Here is a 15,739-nt window from a genome sequence, read left to right on the forward strand (position 1 = left end):
CCCGATTTCAGGACTGCTCTTGCAGGGCGAGCACGGCGCGGCGCACCAGGCTCGGCAGAACTTTCACCCGGTACCAGCCAGGCGCCTCGATGCCGTCGCGGCCCGAAAAATCGCCGCACAGGCGCTCGGCCTGTTCGGCGGCATGGCGCGGGTCGAGAGCACGGCCGACAAGGCCTGCTTCGAGCAGCGGCCAGCGGCGCGCGACAGGTTCGACCGAGCCGACCGCCAGCCTTGCGCTTTCGACGATGCCGGTCGGACCCAGCGTCGCGGCCAGACTGACTGACGCCACCGGATAATCGCCCGCCTTGCGCAGAGGCAGCCTTATATGCGCCGAGCGTCGCTTCGTGCGTGGAACAATCACGCGGCGGACGAGACGGCCGGGCTCGATGTCTGACCTGATCTCCAGAAAGCGCTCGACCGTGAGCCGTTCGGACCCGTCCGGTCTCGCGATTTCCAGTTCGGCGTCGAGGCAAATCAGGGCAGGCACGAGATCCGCCGCCGCGAAAGCCGAAGCGCAGAGGTTTCCCCCAATCGTGGCGACGTTTCGGATTGCCGGATTTGCGGAATTGCCGGCAGCCTGCACCAGCGCGCTGCATTCGGGCAAGAACGCTAGCGCGTTCGCCAACTCGGCGTGGGTGACGCAGGCCCCGATGCTGATCTCGTGATTGAGAACTTCGACGCGGCGCAACTCGTCGATCTTGGAAATCGCCACATAGGACAGATCTTGCGGCTCGTGTCGGAGCGGAGCCCGCATGGTCCAGGTCGCCCCAGCAAGCACACTTGCTGTCCGCCCGCGCTCGGCAAGGGCGGCAAGCGCGTCGGCCAGCGACGTCGCCACGTAGAGCCGCTCTCCATCTTGGCCGGGCACGCGAGAAGTCCTTCCTGCAGCAGGTCGATTTCAGCGATCTAGATGGCCGACAAACTTCCACGCCAGCGGCAGCACCGCGGCGGCAAGCGCCAGCTTGCGCAGGTCGCCGAGGATGAACGGCGTGAGGCCCCAGGCAAGGATCGGCTTGTCCCATCCGACGACCGTGCCGAGCCAGGAAAGTCCGAAGGCATAGATGACGACGGTCCCCAAAAGCATGGAAAGCGCCATGGTGGCGATCCTGCGATCCCAGCCACGCTTGGCAAGGAAACCGCAAAGGGCCGCGGCGGGCAGATAGCCGAGGAGGTAGCCTCCGGTCGGGCCGGCCATATAGGCGAGGCCGATGCCTTTTTCCGGCGTTCCCGCGAAGACCGGAAGCCCGAGCGCGCCTTCGGCGAGGTAAAGCGCCACCGTCGCTGCACCCAGGCGCCACCCGAAGGCCGTTCCGATGACCAGAACGACGAAGGTCTGCATGGTCATCGGCACCGGATAGAATGGCACCTGCAGCTTGGCCGACAGCCACAGCGCCAGTGACCCGGCAATGGCCAGGACGACATTCCTGAGTGCGGTGGTCCGGTCGGAGAAGGCCTGGTCTGCAAGCACGGGATAGGTCGAGGAAAACATGGTCTTTCCTTTCGATTGTCGGGTTGGACTGGTCAGCTCTCGCCAACCAGCATGCGATAGCGGAACTGATCGAGGATGACGGCGAGCACCAGCAGCGAGCCAAGCAAGACCATCTGCATGTACGAGCCGATCTGGGCGATGTTCATGCCGTTCTTCAGGAGCACGATGAAGAAGGCGCCGAGAACGACATTCTCCACACGGCCGAGCCCGCCTCGCAAGGAAACGCCGCCAATGACGCAGGCTGCGATCGATTCCAGCGCGATCGTGCCGCCGAGATTGCTTTCACCGGACTCGACGCGCGCCGTGAGCAGAAGGCCCGCGAGAGAGGCCAGCAGCGCGCACAGCACATAGGCCAGGAACAGCACCCGCTTTGTGTTGACGCCCGAAAGGTTGGCTGCCCTTACATTGCCGCCAACCGCGTAGATGTGAGAGCCGAGTTTCGTCCGGTTCATCACCAGCCAGATGGCAACGATCGCCAGCAAGGCGATCATTACCGGAACGGGGACGCCCAGCACCCGCCCGAAGCCGAAGAAATTGCCGAAATCATAGGGCAGCCCGGCCACCGGAACGCCGCCGGTCAGGAACAGCGCGATCCCTGCGCCGACCGACTGCACGCCAAGCGTCATGATGAACGGTGAGACATCGAACTGGGCGATGCCGAGCCCGTTCAGGCAGCCGATCAGCAGCGCGGCGCCCAGACCGGCACCGGCGCCAAGCAGGATGACCAGCCAGATCATATCAGGCATGAGCGGCGCCAGCGCCACCATCGCCAGCGCCGACACGACCGAGGTCATGGCGATTGCCGTGCCGACCGAAAGGTCGAAGCCTCCGGTGATGAGAACCAGCATCTGGCCCAGCGAGACGAGGACCAGATAGACCGACTGCCTGGCGACATTGGTGAGATTCTGGATCGACAGGAACTGGTTCGAGATCAGCGAGAAGACGATCAACGAAACGACGAGGAAGAACGGCAGTACCCCGACGCGCAGGAACACCGATCTTATGGCTGCCAGCAGGATGGCGGGGCCGCGCGGCGCCTCTGTGTCCCTGGTTTGGCTGCTCTGGATGGTCATGATTGGATCCCCGTCTCCGCAAAGAAATGTTTCAGGACATTCTCCTCCGCGATCTCGGCGCCGGTGAGTTCGGCCGACACCCTGCCCTTCGAGAAAACCAGCAGCCGGTGCGCAAGGTTCATCACCTCCGGCAGGTCAGAGGAGATCACCACCACCGCCTTGCCGGCCTCCGCGATCTCCTTGATCAGCCGGTAGAGCGCGGCGCGCGTGCCCATGTCGACACCGACCGTCGGCTCGTCGAAGATGTAGATATCCCGCTCCTCGCCAAATCCCTTGCCGAACAGCACCTTTTGCTGGTTGCCGCCCGAAAGCTTCGAGACGATCCGGCCCATGTGGCCTGAGGCAATGCCGACACGTTCGCCGATCTTGTCGGCCAAAGCCTTGATGCGGCGCGGCGCAACGAAGCCGAAGCGGCCCGCCATGCCGGCACGGCCGAGCAGGCTGAGCTTGATGTTTTCGCGCGCCGTCGCCGCCAGTTGCAGCCCCTCGCTCTTGCGGTCCGGCGGCAGATAATAGACGCCGCCACGCAGCATATGCCTTGTCGCCGCATGGGTCACGTCGCGCCCGTTCAGCGTGACCGTGCCTGACCGGATCGGCTGCAGTCCAAGCACGCTGCGCCAGATCCGCGACTTGCCGCTCCCGACCAGTCCGGCAATGCCCAGGACCTCGCCGGCGCGCACGTCGATATCGACGCCGTGGAAGCCGGCGCCATGCATCTGGCGCAGCGTCATCAGCGTCCGGCCATCGCTCTGGCGGCCGATCTCGGGGTAGATCTGGTCGATCGCGCGGCCGGTCATCAGCTCGACGAGCGCCTTCTCCGACGTGTCGCGCGCCGACACCGTGCCGATCAGCCGGCCGTCGCGAAGCACGCTGATATTGTCGGCGATCTCGCGAAATTCCTGGATGCGATGCGAAATGTAGATGATGCCGACGCCGTCGGCCTTCGCCTTGGCGATGAAGGCGAAAAGCTTGCGCGTTTCCTTTTCGGTGAGCGAGGCGGTCGGCTCGTCGAGGATCAGAACCTGCGCCTTGGCCAGGAACACCTTGGCGATCTCCACCATCTGCTGCTCGGCGCGCGACAAAGTGGAAACGCGCCGGCGGATGTCGATCTCGAAGCCCAGATCCCGAAACAGCGTGCGCGCCCCCTCGACCATGGCGCGCCGGTCGGTCAAAGGCCCGCGCTTCAGCTCGCGGCCGAGATAGACGTTCTCGAAAACGCGCAATGTCGGGATCAGCGAGAATTCCTGGAACACCGTGCCGATGCCATGTTTGGCGGCGTCGTGCACGGAGCGCAGGTCGACCTCTTCGCCATCGATGCGCAAAGACCCGGATGTCGGCCGGTAGAGGCCGGAGAGGACCGAGATCAGCGTCGACTTTCCGGCGCCGTTCTCGCCGAACAGCACGTGAACCTCGCCGCGCTGAAGCATGAAATCGACGCCGTCGAGCGCCTTGACGCCGGGAAACTCCTTCGAGATCTGGGTCATCTCCACGAGCGGTGGGTTTGTGTCGTCCATTTTGCCTGGGTCCAGTCGGTCCGGTCCCGCCTTGCCTGGCGGAACCGGACCGAGACGTCGCGATCAGTTCACGTTGAAGACCGGCTTGTAGCCATCCGGCGGCAGGATATTCGTCGGCGAAACGTCGTTGATGTTGGACGGATCCACGACAAAGATCTTCGGGCCGACATGCTTGACGTAGTCCTTGCCTTCCAGGATGCGCACGGCCTGGTCCACGGCGATGCGGCCCTGGATGACCATCGAGTCGGCCGGCGAGGCGAGGATGAAGCCGCGCTTGATGCCCTCATAGACGCCGGGCGTCATGTAGAACGAGAGCAGATCGACCTGGCCTTGCAGGCCGCGCTCGCGAATGATGCCCTGCGCCGCCTCCGCCGTCACCGCCGTGCCGGCGATGTAGCGGATGTTCGGATTGGCCTGCAGCGCGTCCTCGACGAGCTTGAGCTGCACTTCCTTGCCGGTGTCGCCGAACTTGGGCTCCAGCACCTTGACCGCGGACCCCTTGACGGCGTCGAGGAAGCCTTCGTTCGCCGCGCTCACCCAGCCGGCGCCCGCCGGCCCGGGGAACCAGCCCACCACCACCTCTTCGCTGCCAGCCGGGTGCTTCTTGGCGAGATAGGCGCCGGCTTCCGAACCCATCGTGTAGAACGACACCAGCGACTTCGCCGAAATATCCGGCGACGAGATGCCGTTGATGACGTCGATCACCGGAATGTCCTTCTTGCGGACTTCCGAGACGAGATTGTTGAGGCCGTCGGCGGAAATCGCGCCGATGATGACCGCATTGGCGCCGCTGGCGACGCAATCCTCGATCTGCGAAATCTGCTTGTCGAGCTCGGTGTAGCCGCCGGCCTCGGACAGGTTCATCTTGACGCCGAGCCGCTTGGCCTCCTCCGCAACGCCATAGTCGACGCCGAGCCAATAGGCGTCCTTCATGTGCGGAAACGAGACGCAGATGTTCCAGGGCTTCGTCGCCTTGTCGAGCGGCTCGTAGGTGACATCAACCGATTTGCCATCGGCGGCAAAGGCCGGCTCGATCTTGGCGGCGTCGTAGGGATACCAGTCGGCGGCGTAGGTGGCGCCGGCAACTAGGGTTGCCGCCGTTGCAAGCATCATTTTCCTGAGATTTCTCATGCCATTCCCCTTTCTTGTTATCGGCCGCCGTCTTCCGGACGGTTCGGCCGCACTTACCCAAATGCCAATTGCCCAAGCCTCAGTCGAAAACGCTCCTGATCCTGTCGAGCAATGCTGCCCGGTCGGCGCGGGCCTTCAGCGCGCCATCCATGTCGACCTTGACGAAAGATGTCGGCGTGTTCGGCTGCAACTGGCCGATCAGGTCCATGTCGGCCGAAACGACCGTGCCGACCATGAAGTAGCCGCCGCCCGAGACCGCGTCGCGGTGCAGGATGATCGGCTCGGTGCCGCCCGGCACCTGGATCGAGCCGTAGGGGTAGCAACTGTCGACGATGTTCGACGGATCCGACCCGGCCCCGAAGGGCTGGTCGCGCTCGACGAATTGCAACGGCCGGCCGCCGCGGAAGCGGTAGCCCATGCGGTCGGCCTCCGGCGCCACCTTCCACTGGTCGTCGAAGAAGTTCCGGTGCGATTCCTCGGTAACGCGGTGCCAATAGAGGCCTGGCAAGACGCGCAGTTCGGCAGGCATTCCCGGCCGCCGGCGCAGCGCTTTCGGAATGCTGCGCCCTTCCGTCCCGGCAGCAGCGCTGCCGACGGGCAGCTCGTCGTCCTTGGCGATGGCGCGGCCCTTGAAGCCGCCCAGCGCGCCGATCGGATAGGTCGAGCGGCTGCCAAGCGCGATCGGCACATCGATGCCGCCGGCGATCGCGATGTAGATGCGGGCGCCGGTCTGCAGGAAACCGAAGCTAAGCACTTGTCCTGCCCTGACCTTCAGCGCCGTCCAGGACGGCTGTTCCTCGCCGTCGAGCTTGATCGGCATGTCCGCGCCGGTCACCGCGATCAGCGCGTCGCGGGTGAATTCGAGATGCGGTCCGATGAACACCGCCTCGAGGCCGGCCGCTCCCTCGTCATTGCCGACGAGCAGATTGGCGGCGCGCAGCGCCAGCCGGTCCATGGCACCGCCGATCGGGATGCCGAGATGAAAATAGCCCGGACGGCCAAGATCCTGAACCGTGGTCGAAAGCCCCGGATTGAGTACCTTAACGGCCATTGATCATGCCCTCCAGCCTGGCGTTGTAGCCGTCGATGTCCTTCTGGAATTCGCGCAGGTCGAAAGTGACGTCGCTGATTGCCGGCGCGAACCGGCCGGCGGCGACGTCCTCGACCGTATGGTCGTATTCTTCGCGTCCGATCGGCTTGAACTTGACGATGTCGCCGGGACGGAAGAACACCATGAAGTCGCGGAGGTAGCTGGTCTTCTGTTCCGGATCGAAGATCGGCATCGGCGTGATGCCGAACATCTGATAGCCGCCGGCGCCGCGCACCGAATAGATGCAGGAAAAGCAACCGCCATAGCCGACGGTGAGCTTGGGCGTGTCGGTGCGCGGCCGGAGGTATTTCGGCACCTGGATCTGCCGCGGCCGGTCGACCATCTGGTACATGAAAGGCAGCCCGGCGACGAAGCCGACCATCGACACGAACCAAGGCGACCCGGCATGGGCGGCGATGAAGTCGTCGACCGTCGAATAGTTGTTGATCCGGGCGGCGTATTCGAGGTCCGTGGCCTTCGGATCCTGGTGCCGCTCGCGAAACCGCATCAGCGTCTCGTGCGTCCAGGGGTCCTGGTAGAACACCGGGATTTCGATGATCCTCGTCGCAATCACCGGATCGGTTTTGCTGGCCGCGCTTTCAATCGCCTGCACTTCGCGCAGCATGTCGTCGGGCCGGATGATGTCGGGATTGAACTTGATCTGGAACGAGGCGTTTGCCGGGCAGATCTCGGTGACGCCCTTGATCTGGCTATCGCGCACGGCGTTGGTCATCGACAGGCTCTTGAAAAACGCCTCCAGCGACATGCTCTCGTCGCACTCGACGAAGAGATGCTCGTCGCCTCCGAATGAATAGCGGTTTTGCATCAGGCCACCTCTCTCGTGCCGCTTGGCGGGGCGGCGAATTTCGTTTCCAGCCAGTGTTCGAGAAAACGCGTGTGGAAGCGCCCGGCCGCCACGTCGGCATCGGCGGCAAGCGCCTGATGCAGCGGCACGGTCGTCGGAATGCCTGATATGCCGAGGCCGGCAAGTGCTGTGCGCAGCTTCGCCAGGCAGGCGTCACGATCGGCGCCATGCACGATCAGCTTTCCCAGCAGCGAATCGTAGAAGGGCGGCACCGCGTAGCCGGCAAACAGCATGGTGTCGAAACGGATGCCCTCGCCTTCCGGCACGGCAAGCGTCTCCACCGGGCCCGGACCGGGCATGAAACCCCTGTGCGGATCCTCGGCGTTGATCCGGCACTCGATGGCGTGGCCGGCAATGACGATATCGTCCTGGCTGACCGACAGAGGCTGGCCGCCGGCGATACGCAGCATCTCCTGCACGAGATCGAGCCCGGTGATCATCTCCGTGACCGGATGCTCGACCTGGATGCGGGTGTTGACCTCGATGAAATAGAAATCGCGGCTGGCGTCGTCGTAGAGATACTCGACCGTTCCCGCACCGCTGTAGCCGACCGAGCGTGCCAGGGCGACGGCGCTGTCGCACAGGCGCTTGCGCACATCGGCCGGCAATCCGGCCGCTGGCGCTTCCTCCCAGACCTTCTGCCGGCGCCGTTGCAGCGAGCATTCGCGCTCGTAGCAATGAACGAAATTCGTGCCGTCGCCGAGGATCTGCACCTCGATATGACGCGCCTTCTCGATCACCTTCTCGATGTAGAGGCCGCCATCGCCGAAAGCCGCCGCGGCCTCCGCCGAAGCCTGCGGGAAATGACGCTCGAATTCCTCGAGGCTGTGGGCGATGCGGATGCCCCTGCCGCCGCCGCCGGCCGCCGCCTTGATCATCACGGGAAAGCCGATGCGCGAGACGATCGCCGCCGCCTCGGTAAGGTCGGACACGCGCCCGTCGCTGCCCGGCACCGTCGGCACACCGGCCCTGGCCGCGACCTGGCGCGCCGCGACCTTGTCGCCGAGCAGCCGGATCGCCGCAGCATCGGGCCCGACAAACTTCATTCCCGCCGCAACCACCGCTTCGGCGAAGTCGGCATTCTCCGACAGGAAGCCGTAACCGGGATGGATGGCATCGACCTTCGCCGCCTTTGCCGCCGCGAGCACCGCCTCGATGTTGAGATAGGATTTCTTCGCCGCGGCCGGCCCGATGTCGATCGCCTCGTCGGCGAGCTTCACCGCCAGCGAGCCGGCATCGGCCTGGCTGTGCACCTGCACGGTCCGCAGCCCCAGGGCTTTCGCCGCGCGGATGATCCGCACCGCGATCTCGCCCCGATTGGCTACCAGGACGGAATGGATGGTCATGCCTCGACCTCGGCAAGCGCCTGGCCGGCCATCACCGCGTCGGCGTCGTCGACAAGAAAGCGGATCGCCTTGCCGTCGACGCCGGCCGTCACCTCATGAAACGACTTCATCACCTCGACGATGCCGATCACGTCGGCCGCGGATACGGCGTCGCCATCGTTCTTGAACGGCGCGCTCTCGGGCGACGGCCTGCGGTAGAACATGCCTGGCAGCGGCGACTTGATTTCGGCTTTGCTCATTTTGATCCCCTCGCGGCTTGGGCCTGTTGTGTGGGCACTTCCGACACCGGCGCGATCCGGATCCCGTTCGCGACCAGGGCGGAGCGCATGGCGCCGGCGATTTCCAGGCAGCCCGGCGTATCGGAATGGAAGCAGATCGACTCGAAGTCGATGTCGATATCGGCGCCGTCGACAGTGCGGACCTTGCCTTCGAGACAGGCGCGCACGACCTTGTCCGCGATTGCGGCCGGATCGAGCTTGCCGACATGGCGCGTGAACACGATCGAACCGGAGCGGTCATAATCCCGGTCGGCGTAGAACTCCCTGATCACCGGCTGGCCGGCCTCGGTGGCGATCCGGTAGGTCTCCGACATCCCCATGCAGAAGACGAAGGCGTTGGGCGCCACGGTGCGCATCAGCTTGACGAAGGATCGCGACAGCGCCTCGTTGGCGGCGAGTTCCATGTAGAGCGCGCCGTGCGGCTTGACGTGCTGCAGGTTGGCGCCGTGGCGGCGTGCGAATTCGCGCAGCGCGCCGATCTGGTAGACGATGTCGTTGATGATCTCGTCGTCGTTGCCGTTGATCTTGCGGCGGCCGAAGCCTTGCAGGTCCCGGTAGCCCGGATGCACACCGATGCCGACGCCGTGCTGAGTCGCAAGCCGTACCGTGGCATCCATCAGATTGGGATCGCCGGCATGGAAACCGGCGGCGATGTTGGCAGAGCTGATCAGCTCCATCAGCCTGGCGTCGTCGGTCTCGCTCAGCCGCCATTGGCCGAACGCCTCACCCATATCGCAATTGATGTCGACAATCGTGACCGGCACGTTGCTCCCTTTGCATTCCATGCGCTGATCGACAGCGCGGTTCCCGTCTTCTTGTTTTCTGAACGTTAACGCGGGAGCGCGGCATTGAAAAATTCTATTCTCAGAATTTGACATTCTGATTTTCAGATACCTATTTTGGATGCCGCTGAAAGGGAAAGCGCCGAATACCGCCAGAAGCGGGGGCATGCTGTGCGATCAAAAAAAGCAGCGGCTGCACAAACAAGTTGCGTGTATCGTATTTTCAGAAAATAAGAGCGGGCAACCTCAGAGAAACAGAAGGCTTCACCGGGTGTCGATCAGCCTGCGTCAAATCCGCTACTTCGTCTCCACCGCCGAGCAGGGCCAGATTTCGCAAGCGGCGGTCGACCTCGCCATTTCGCAGTCGGCGATCACGACGGCGATCAAGGAGCTGGAGCGCGTGATCGGTGCCGACCTGTTCGTCCGCTCTCCCCAGGGTATGGAACTCACCGCGGCGGGACGCCAGTTCCTCTTCCACGCCTACGACATCCTCAACAAGGTGCAGGAAGCGACCAGCCTGAACGTGCCGGCCAACAACCTCGAGGGCAGCCTCACCGTCGCCGCGACCTACACGGTGATCGGCTATTTCCTGCCCAACCACCTGGAGAAGCTGAAGCGCAATTTTCCGAAGCTCGACATCCAGCTTTTCGAGCTCAACCGCGAGGCGATCGAGGAGGGTCTTCTGTCCAACCGGTATGACATCGCCGTCCTGCTCACCTCGAACGTGCTCAATCCGGACCTCTCGACCGAGACGCTGATGGGCTCACGGCGCCGGCTTTGGGTCGCTTCCAAACATCATCTCCTGCAGAGGGAATCCGTCGGCCTGAAGGAGATTTCGCAAGAACCCTACATCATGCTGACCGTCGACGAGGCGGCGCACACCTCGCTCAAATACTGGAGCAAGACGCCCTATCAGCCGTCCGTCACGCTGCGCACATCGTCCGTCGAAGCGGTGCGCTCGATGGTTGCCAACGGACAAGGCGTCGCAATTCTCTCGGACATGGTGCTGCGGCCATGGTCACTTGAAGGCAAGCGCATCGAAACGCTGGTTCCCAGCGACCCGATCCCGGCAATGGACGTGGGCCTGGCCTGGCGGCGCAATGCCCAGTTCACCTCTGCCATGGAGGCGTTTCGTTCCTATTTCAGGCAGACGTTCTATATTCCGAACAGTCGCTAGATGTCTGCAAAACCTGGCCGGTCTCGGCGTCAAACAGGTTTAACTTGGCAACGTCCGGCTCGACATAAAGCGTCTCCCCGGGACGGGCGCCAATTCTGTCGCGAAACACAGCGACCGCCGGCTCACCGCCGATCGTAAGATGGACCTGGGTTTCCGATCCCATCGGTTCGACCACCCCCACCGATGCTGCAATCCCCCTTCCCCCGGCACAGATACCCAGATGTTCGGGCCGGAAGCCATAGTGTATCTTCTTTCCCTCCGGTGCGCCGAACCCTGAGCCGACCGGCAAAAGCGTTCCATCGCTCGTTCGCACAACAGGCACACCATTGTTGCGTACGACCACGCCATGGATGATGTTCATCGATGGCGAACCGATAAAGGTGGCGACGAACATATTGGCCGGATGGTCGTAAAGCTCGAGTGGATTGCCGATCTGCTCCACCCGCCCCTCATTCAGGACGACGATCTGATCGGCCATTGTCATAGCTTCGATCTGGTCGTGCGTGACATAGACGGTGGTGGTGCGCAGACGCTGATGCAGCGCCTTGATCTCGGCCCGCATCGCCACGCGCAACTTGGCGTCGAGGTTCGACAAAGGTTCGTCAAACAGGAAGACCTGCGGATTGCGCACGATCGAACGCCCCATGGCGACGCGCTGGCGCTGGCCACCCGACAGCTGTCGTGGATAGCGATCGAGAAGCGGCGTCAAACCGAGGATCTCCGCGGCCTTGGCGACGCGCGCGGCTTTTTCGGCCTTGGGCGCCTTTGCAAGAGTCATTGAGAACGCCATGTTCTCGGCGACCGTCATATGCGGGTAAAGCGCGTAGTTCTGGAACACCATGGAAATATCGCGTTTCTTTGGCGGCAAGTCGTTGACGACCCTGTCGCCGATGCTGATCGTTCCGCCCGAAATATCCTCCAGTCCGGCAATCATGCGCAGTAGCGTGGACTTGCCGCAGCCCGACGGCCCGACCAGCACGACAAACTGGCCATCCGGAATCTTGACCGAGACGCCGTGCAGCACTTTGTGCCCGGCGTAGGATTTGAGGACGTTGGCGATTTCGACTGAAGCCATCGAGGTCTTTCCTGTGATTGTGCCCGCGAGACGTTCAGGTCCCGCTCACCCGCACTTCATCGGTGGACATGGCGCCTTCGGCGATCAGCAATCCGATGCCGCCATTCGTGAATGCCTCTGCGCTGGTATCTTCCGCTTCAAGCGCCACCCCACCAAAAAGGGCGCTTATCCGGCTGCCCCTGACGGTCAGCGTCACCGGGATCGCCTTTTCAAAGACAAGATCGAACGCCTCCTCCGCCAGAACGGTTGTGTCGGCGTCCCGGGTCCGGACGATCTGCAGCTTGCCCGCGCGCGTGGCGCGCACGGCGTAGTAGCGCCTCAGGCCCTGAACGCGCGCGCACACGCCGCCGTAACTGCCAAGGTGAATGACGATGTCACTCGTAACCTTGTAGTCGGTCCACTGCCGCGTGCCGTGGATGACGATGCCTTCGTCGCGGCTTTGCGAAATGCGGAAGCTCGGTGGAAAGCGTTTGGAAAAAAAGCTCACGCCATTGACCCAGGCCATGCGCCAGAAGTCGCCGTCGCCGGCGGGGCGATGCAATACCAGCTCCGGCGCCCCGTCCCAGCGCAGATAATCGAGCAGCACGCTTCCATCCGCACGCCTGCCCTCGCAAGTGAAGGCGATGCCGATTTCGGCAATCGGTTGGCCGTCGAGATCGGGCAGGCGCCATGAAACGATGCGGTCTTCGCCCGGCTTCAAGATGATCGCATCGCCGTCGAAATCCTGAAGACGATCGTCGGCGCCATAAGCGCGAATGCGCAGCCTGATCGAGACCGCGCCCTTGTTCCGGCGATCGGCGACGACGCGCGCCTTGAGCACCTGCCCTGGATAGAGAAGTGGCGTGGCCATCAAATCGTAGGTGCGCATGCACAGCACTTCGCGCGGCGAGAAGGTCGGCGTCGTGACGGCGGCTGTCTGGCCGGGACCCAGGGCCTCATAGTTTACCGTGAGGGCACGGCCGCCTTCGAATTCGACATTGCCAACGCGAACGTCCCTGGCAAAGCCGTGTCCTTCGACCGGCCGGAAACCCTGCTGACTGCCGGGCAGCGAGAAGTGGAACTGTGCACCGTCCTTGGGAGCGTCGAGCGGACGTTCGCCAGCCAGCGCCAACCCAAGATTGGCGACGTAATAGGCGATGCGCACTGCGTCGTTGATCGAGTTGCCGCCGTCGGCCGAGGAGATCAGCAAGCGGTCGGCGATCGGCCCGCGCCAGTCCGGACCGGCCTCGAGCCCATCAAGGCCAAGCATCAGGGCGAGCAGGCAGCCGACATTGCCGGCGTTGCAGTCGGTGTCCCAGCCGGAGGTGTTGACGATCATCTGCGCCTTCTGGAAATCGTCGGGCGCATAGAGCACGGCCATCACCATCAACGCGTGGTTCGGCACGACGTGGCAATTGCCGGGATATTTGTCGTAGCCGTATTTGTCCTCGATCTTCTGCCGCGTGTCGTGCCAGTCGGGATGCTCTTTCACCCAGCCGCGGATGTCGGCGATGAGTTTTGCGATCAGGCTGTCGCGCGGGATGACGGACAGGCCGGTGTCGATGAGGTGGTCGATGTCGCTCGACACGAAAGCTTCGGCCTCCATCGCCGCCCACAGCATTGCCGCATGGACGGATTCTCCGTCGTGGGAAACCTTGCCGGCCTGCTCGGCAAGCCTGGCCGCGAGCTGCGGCTGCCCGGGTGCTGCCATTGCCCAGCCGTCGATGAATATCTGCGCACCGATCTGTTCGGCGATGGTCAGGCCGTTGGTGGCGATCGAGCCCGAATGCGGGGCCGAGACACCCTTCTTGAGATTGAGCCAGGCAGTGTGCTCGGTCGAATTGCCGCTGCCGCCCCACCAGAGGATCGAGCGCTCCTCGACGATGTAGTTGAGCCATGCCTTGCCGATGTCCTCGGCCGAAAGGTCGGGCGAGATGCCGTAATCCTCGAGCGCGCGGATGAAGGTGAAGGTTCCCGCGACATCGTCGTCGGTGACCACCAGCGGCTGGTTCAGGCGCTCGTGCACGTAATATTCGATCGGCCCGAGCTCCTTCATGATCTTCTGGTAGGTCCAGCCCTCGAACGGGCGGCCCAGATAGACGCCCGCCAGCTTGCCAAGCACGCCCGCGTAGACCCGCTCCAGATAGTCGTTTGGAATCTGCATGTTCTGCTCCAGATAGTCGAAATGTTTCAGCTCGAAAAAGTTCAACCCTTGACCGAGCCGCCCGCCATGCCTTCGATGAAACGCTTCTGCATGACGACGAACAGCACCACCACCGGCACCACGATGATCAGCGCGGCGGCCATGATCTCACCCCAGTCGGAACTGTACTGCCCGCTGAGCAGGTAGAAGCCGATAACCGCGGTGACATTGTCCGCCTTCTGCAAAAAAGTCGTCGCGATCAGGAACTCGTTCCAGGAATTGAGCCCGATGATCAGCGCAACCGTCAGGATGCCGGGCGACACGATGGGCAGCATCACCTTGGAAAACACCTGCCAGTGCGTGGCACCGTCGATGAGCGCGGCTTCCTCGAGCTCCTTCGGCACGGCGATGAAATAGGTCCTGAGCAGCATCACCGCGAAAGGGCTGTAGACGGCCGTGTAGATCAGGGCGACGCCGAAAACATTGTTGATCAGCCCAAGCCTGGCGAAGCCGAAATAGAGTGGGAAAATGTAGAGCTGGATCGGCGCCGTGGTCGTTGCCAGCAGATAGAACGTCCAGATCTTCCATGACGCGATCTTCCTGCGTGCCAGCACGTAGGCCGACAGCGAGCACGTTGTGCAGACGAGGACGATCGTCGTGCCGGAAAGCAGCAGCGAGTTGATGAAGGTTTTCGAGAACTTGGCGTGATTCCAGGCGTTGACGAAATTCTCCCAGCGGATGGGGTTGGGCAGCGCCAGCGGATTCTGCACGATCTGCGCCGCCGGCTTCAGTGAATTGAGCACCAGCAATGCGATCGGGAACAGCGCGATGAACGCGCCGATGCCGAGCACGATATAGGACATGGTGAGGGTGGCACGGCTCTCGACCAGTCTCATTGCTCGCCCTCCCGCGCCTGCAGGCGGACGTAGAAGAACGTGCCGACGAGCCCGAACAGGCTGATGACCAGCGCTGCTGCCGCCGCCTGGCCGACATTGAGGTCGTAGAAGGCGTGGCGATACGCCAGCGTCGACAGCACCTCGCTCGAAAACGCCGGCCCGCCCTGGGTCAGGATGTAGACGAAGTCGAAGGCAAGAAAGCTCCAGATCACCGTCATGATCATCATCAGCGTGATGGTCGGCCAGATTGCGGGCAGCAGCACATAGCGCATCATCTGCCCGTAGTTGGCGCCCTCGATGCGCGCCGCCTCGATATGCTCCTGCGGCACCTGCCGGAGTGCCGCAAAGAAAATGACGCACAGAAATCCCCACCAGTGCCAAAGGTCGACTGTCGCCACGCCGAACAGGGCCGTCGATGGCTGTGCCAGGGGATTGGCCAGCGGCAGGCCCATGCGCGAAAGGATACCGAAAAGGCCGGTGACGGGGCTGTAGATCATCCCCTGCCAGACCCGCGCGGTAATGACCGTGGCGATGACGACGGGCAGGAAGTAGACGACCTGGAAGAAATTGCTGCCGCGTTTGACGATCAGCAGCATCGAGGCCGCAAGCAGCCCCATGGCGATCGGCACGATCAGGAAGATGCAGGTCCAGATGATGTTGTTGATCAGCGCCGACCAGAAGACGCTGTCGGCGAACAGCGCCCGGAAATTGTCCAACCCGGAAAAGCTCGGCGTCGAAATGCCATCCCAGTTGCAGAACGCCAACACGACCGTCAGCAATGCCGGGACCAGGACGATGACGAAATTGATGATAAGCGTCGGAACGAGATAGAGCCGATGCATATTGCTCTCCAGGGAAACGAGACGACGCACCACAGCGTCGCCTCTATGCGGTCTTGTGA

At 63.1% G+C, this 15,739-nt stretch carries 15 protein-coding genes; 1 reads left to right on the forward strand and 14 read right to left on the reverse strand.

Annotation, left to right across the window (positions count from 1 at the left end; translation table 11 throughout):
• Positions 1–7: 7 nt before the first annotated feature.
• From E5X88_RS03410 to E5X88_RS03455, 10 genes are all read right to left on the reverse strand, one after another.
• Positions 8–868 carry an FAD binding domain-containing protein gene (locus E5X88_RS03410; RefSeq protein WP_292158245.1) on the reverse strand — a complete coding sequence of 287 codons (861 nt, stop codon included), beginning with the start codon at positions 866–868 and terminating at the stop codon, positions 8–10.
• A gap of 30 nt (positions 869–898) precedes the next feature.
• The gene (locus E5X88_RS03415; protein WP_292158247.1) at positions 899–1,489 is read right to left on the reverse strand and encodes a biotin transporter BioY; all 591 of its coding nucleotides are present in this window, start codon (positions 1,487–1,489) and stop codon (positions 899–901) included.
• Positions 1,490–1,521: 32 nt separating this feature from the next.
• On the reverse strand, positions 1,522–2,562 hold the full coding sequence (locus E5X88_RS03420; protein WP_292158249.1) for an ABC transporter permease: 1,041 nt from the start codon (positions 2,560–2,562) through the stop codon (positions 1,522–1,524).
• A complete protein-coding gene (locus E5X88_RS03425; RefSeq protein WP_292158251.1) occupies positions 2,559–4,076 on the reverse strand; it encodes a sugar ABC transporter ATP-binding protein in 1,518 nt (505 codons plus the stop codon). The genes E5X88_RS03420 and E5X88_RS03425 overlap by 4 nt, the downstream gene beginning before the upstream one ends.
• Before the next feature lie 63 nt (positions 4,077–4,139).
• A complete protein-coding gene (gene torT / locus E5X88_RS03430) occupies positions 4,140–5,207 on the reverse strand; it encodes a TMAO reductase system periplasmic protein TorT (protein WP_292158253.1) in 1,068 nt (355 codons plus the stop codon).
• Positions 5,208–5,286: 79 nt separating this feature from the next.
• A complete protein-coding gene (locus tag E5X88_RS03435) occupies positions 5,287–6,258 on the reverse strand; it encodes a biotin-dependent carboxyltransferase family protein (protein ID WP_292158255.1) in 972 nt (323 codons plus the stop codon).
• Positions 6,248–7,123, reverse strand: a complete 876-nt coding sequence (locus E5X88_RS03440) for an allophanate hydrolase subunit 1 (RefSeq protein ID WP_292158257.1) — start codon at positions 7,121–7,123, stop codon at positions 6,248–6,250. Before E5X88_RS03440 ends, E5X88_RS03435 begins: the two co-directional genes overlap by 11 nt.
• Entirely contained in the window at positions 7,123–8,508 is a 1,386-nt protein-coding gene (locus E5X88_RS03445; RefSeq protein WP_292158259.1) for an acetyl-CoA carboxylase biotin carboxylase subunit, read from the reverse strand. Before E5X88_RS03445 ends, E5X88_RS03440 begins: the two co-directional genes overlap by 1 nt.
• On the reverse strand, positions 8,505–8,747 hold the full coding sequence (locus E5X88_RS03450; protein ID WP_292158261.1) for an acetyl-CoA carboxylase: 243 nt from the start codon (positions 8,745–8,747) through the stop codon (positions 8,505–8,507). The genes E5X88_RS03445 and E5X88_RS03450 overlap by 4 nt, the downstream gene beginning before the upstream one ends.
• Positions 8,744–9,550, reverse strand: coding sequence for a 5-oxoprolinase subunit PxpA (locus E5X88_RS03455; RefSeq protein ID WP_292158263.1), 807 nt, complete (start codon positions 9,548–9,550; stop codon positions 8,744–8,746). The genes E5X88_RS03450 and E5X88_RS03455 overlap by 4 nt, the downstream gene beginning before the upstream one ends.
• A 289-nt stretch (positions 9,551–9,839) precedes the next feature.
• Here E5X88_RS03455 and E5X88_RS03460 point away from each other — a divergent pair, with 289 nt between their 5' ends.
• Positions 9,840–10,745 carry a LysR family transcriptional regulator gene (locus E5X88_RS03460; protein ID WP_292158266.1) on the forward strand — a complete coding sequence of 302 codons (906 nt, stop codon included), beginning with the start codon at positions 9,840–9,842 and terminating at the stop codon, positions 10,743–10,745.
• Here the strand turns inward: E5X88_RS03460 and ugpC are convergent.
• From ugpC to E5X88_RS03480, 4 genes are read right to left on the reverse strand one after another with little or no spacing between them, the layout of a single operon-like run.
• Positions 10,711–11,820, reverse strand: coding sequence for a sn-glycerol-3-phosphate ABC transporter ATP-binding protein UgpC (gene ugpC, locus E5X88_RS03465; protein ID WP_292158268.1), 1,110 nt, complete (start codon positions 11,818–11,820; stop codon positions 10,711–10,713). The two genes, E5X88_RS03460 and ugpC, sit on opposite strands and share 35 nt — an antisense overlap.
• Positions 11,821–11,854: 34 nt before the next feature.
• The gene (locus E5X88_RS03470; RefSeq protein ID WP_292158270.1) at positions 11,855–13,963 is read right to left on the reverse strand and encodes an ADP-ribosylglycohydrolase family protein; all 2,109 of its coding nucleotides are present in this window, start codon (positions 13,961–13,963) and stop codon (positions 11,855–11,857) included.
• Positions 13,964–14,004: 41 nt separating this feature from the next.
• Positions 14,005–14,838, reverse strand: coding sequence for a carbohydrate ABC transporter permease (locus tag E5X88_RS03475; RefSeq protein WP_292158272.1), 834 nt, complete (start codon positions 14,836–14,838; stop codon positions 14,005–14,007).
• On the reverse strand, positions 14,835–15,680 hold the full coding sequence (locus tag E5X88_RS03480) for a carbohydrate ABC transporter permease (RefSeq protein ID WP_292158274.1): 846 nt from the start codon (positions 15,678–15,680) through the stop codon (positions 14,835–14,837). The genes E5X88_RS03475 and E5X88_RS03480 overlap by 4 nt, the downstream gene beginning before the upstream one ends.
• Positions 15,681–15,739 lie beyond the last annotated feature (59 nt).

It is taken from the genome of Mesorhizobium sp. (assembly GCF_004962245.1).
Lineage (GTDB): Bacteria > Pseudomonadota > Alphaproteobacteria > Rhizobiales > Rhizobiaceae > Mesorhizobium.

Bases quoted from the DNA above. Each gene is read 5' to 3' on its own strand.
- E5X88_RS03415 (WP_292158247.1), bottom strand. From the start codon at position 1,489: ATGTTTTCCTCGACCTATCCCGTGCTTGCAGACCAGGCCTTCTCCGAC.
- E5X88_RS03420 (WP_292158249.1), bottom strand. From the start codon at position 2,562: ATGACCATCCAGAGCAGCCAAACCAGGGACACAGAGGCGCCGCGCGGC.
- E5X88_RS03425 (WP_292158251.1), bottom strand. From the start codon at position 4,076: ATGGACGACACAAACCCACCGCTCGTGGAGATGACCCAGATCTCGAAG.
- torT (WP_292158253.1), bottom strand. From the start codon at position 5,207: ATGAGAAATCTCAGGAAAATGATGCTTGCAACGGCGGCAACCCTAGTT.
- E5X88_RS03435 (WP_292158255.1), bottom strand. From the start codon at position 6,258: ATGGCCGTTAAGGTACTCAATCCGGGGCTTTCGACCACGGTTCAGGAT.
- E5X88_RS03440 (WP_292158257.1), bottom strand. From the start codon at position 7,123: ATGCAAAACCGCTATTCATTCGGAGGCGACGAGCATCTCTTCGTCGAG.
- E5X88_RS03445 (WP_292158259.1), bottom strand. From the start codon at position 8,508: ATGACCATCCATTCCGTCCTGGTAGCCAATCGGGGCGAGATCGCGGTG.
- E5X88_RS03450 (WP_292158261.1), bottom strand. From the start codon at position 8,747: ATGAGCAAAGCCGAAATCAAGTCGCCGCTGCCAGGCATGTTCTACCGC.
- ugpC (WP_292158268.1), bottom strand. From the start codon at position 11,820: ATGGCTTCAGTCGAAATCGCCAACGTCCTCAAATCCTACGCCGGGCAC.
- E5X88_RS03470 (WP_292158270.1), bottom strand. From the start codon at position 13,963: ATGCAGATTCCAAACGACTATCTGGAGCGGGTCTACGCGGGCGTGCTT.
- E5X88_RS03475 (WP_292158272.1), bottom strand. From the start codon at position 14,838: ATGAGACTGGTCGAGAGCCGTGCCACCCTCACCATGTCCTATATCGTG.
- E5X88_RS03480 (WP_292158274.1), bottom strand. From the start codon at position 15,680: ATGCATCGGCTCTATCTCGTTCCGACGCTTATCATCAATTTCGTCATC.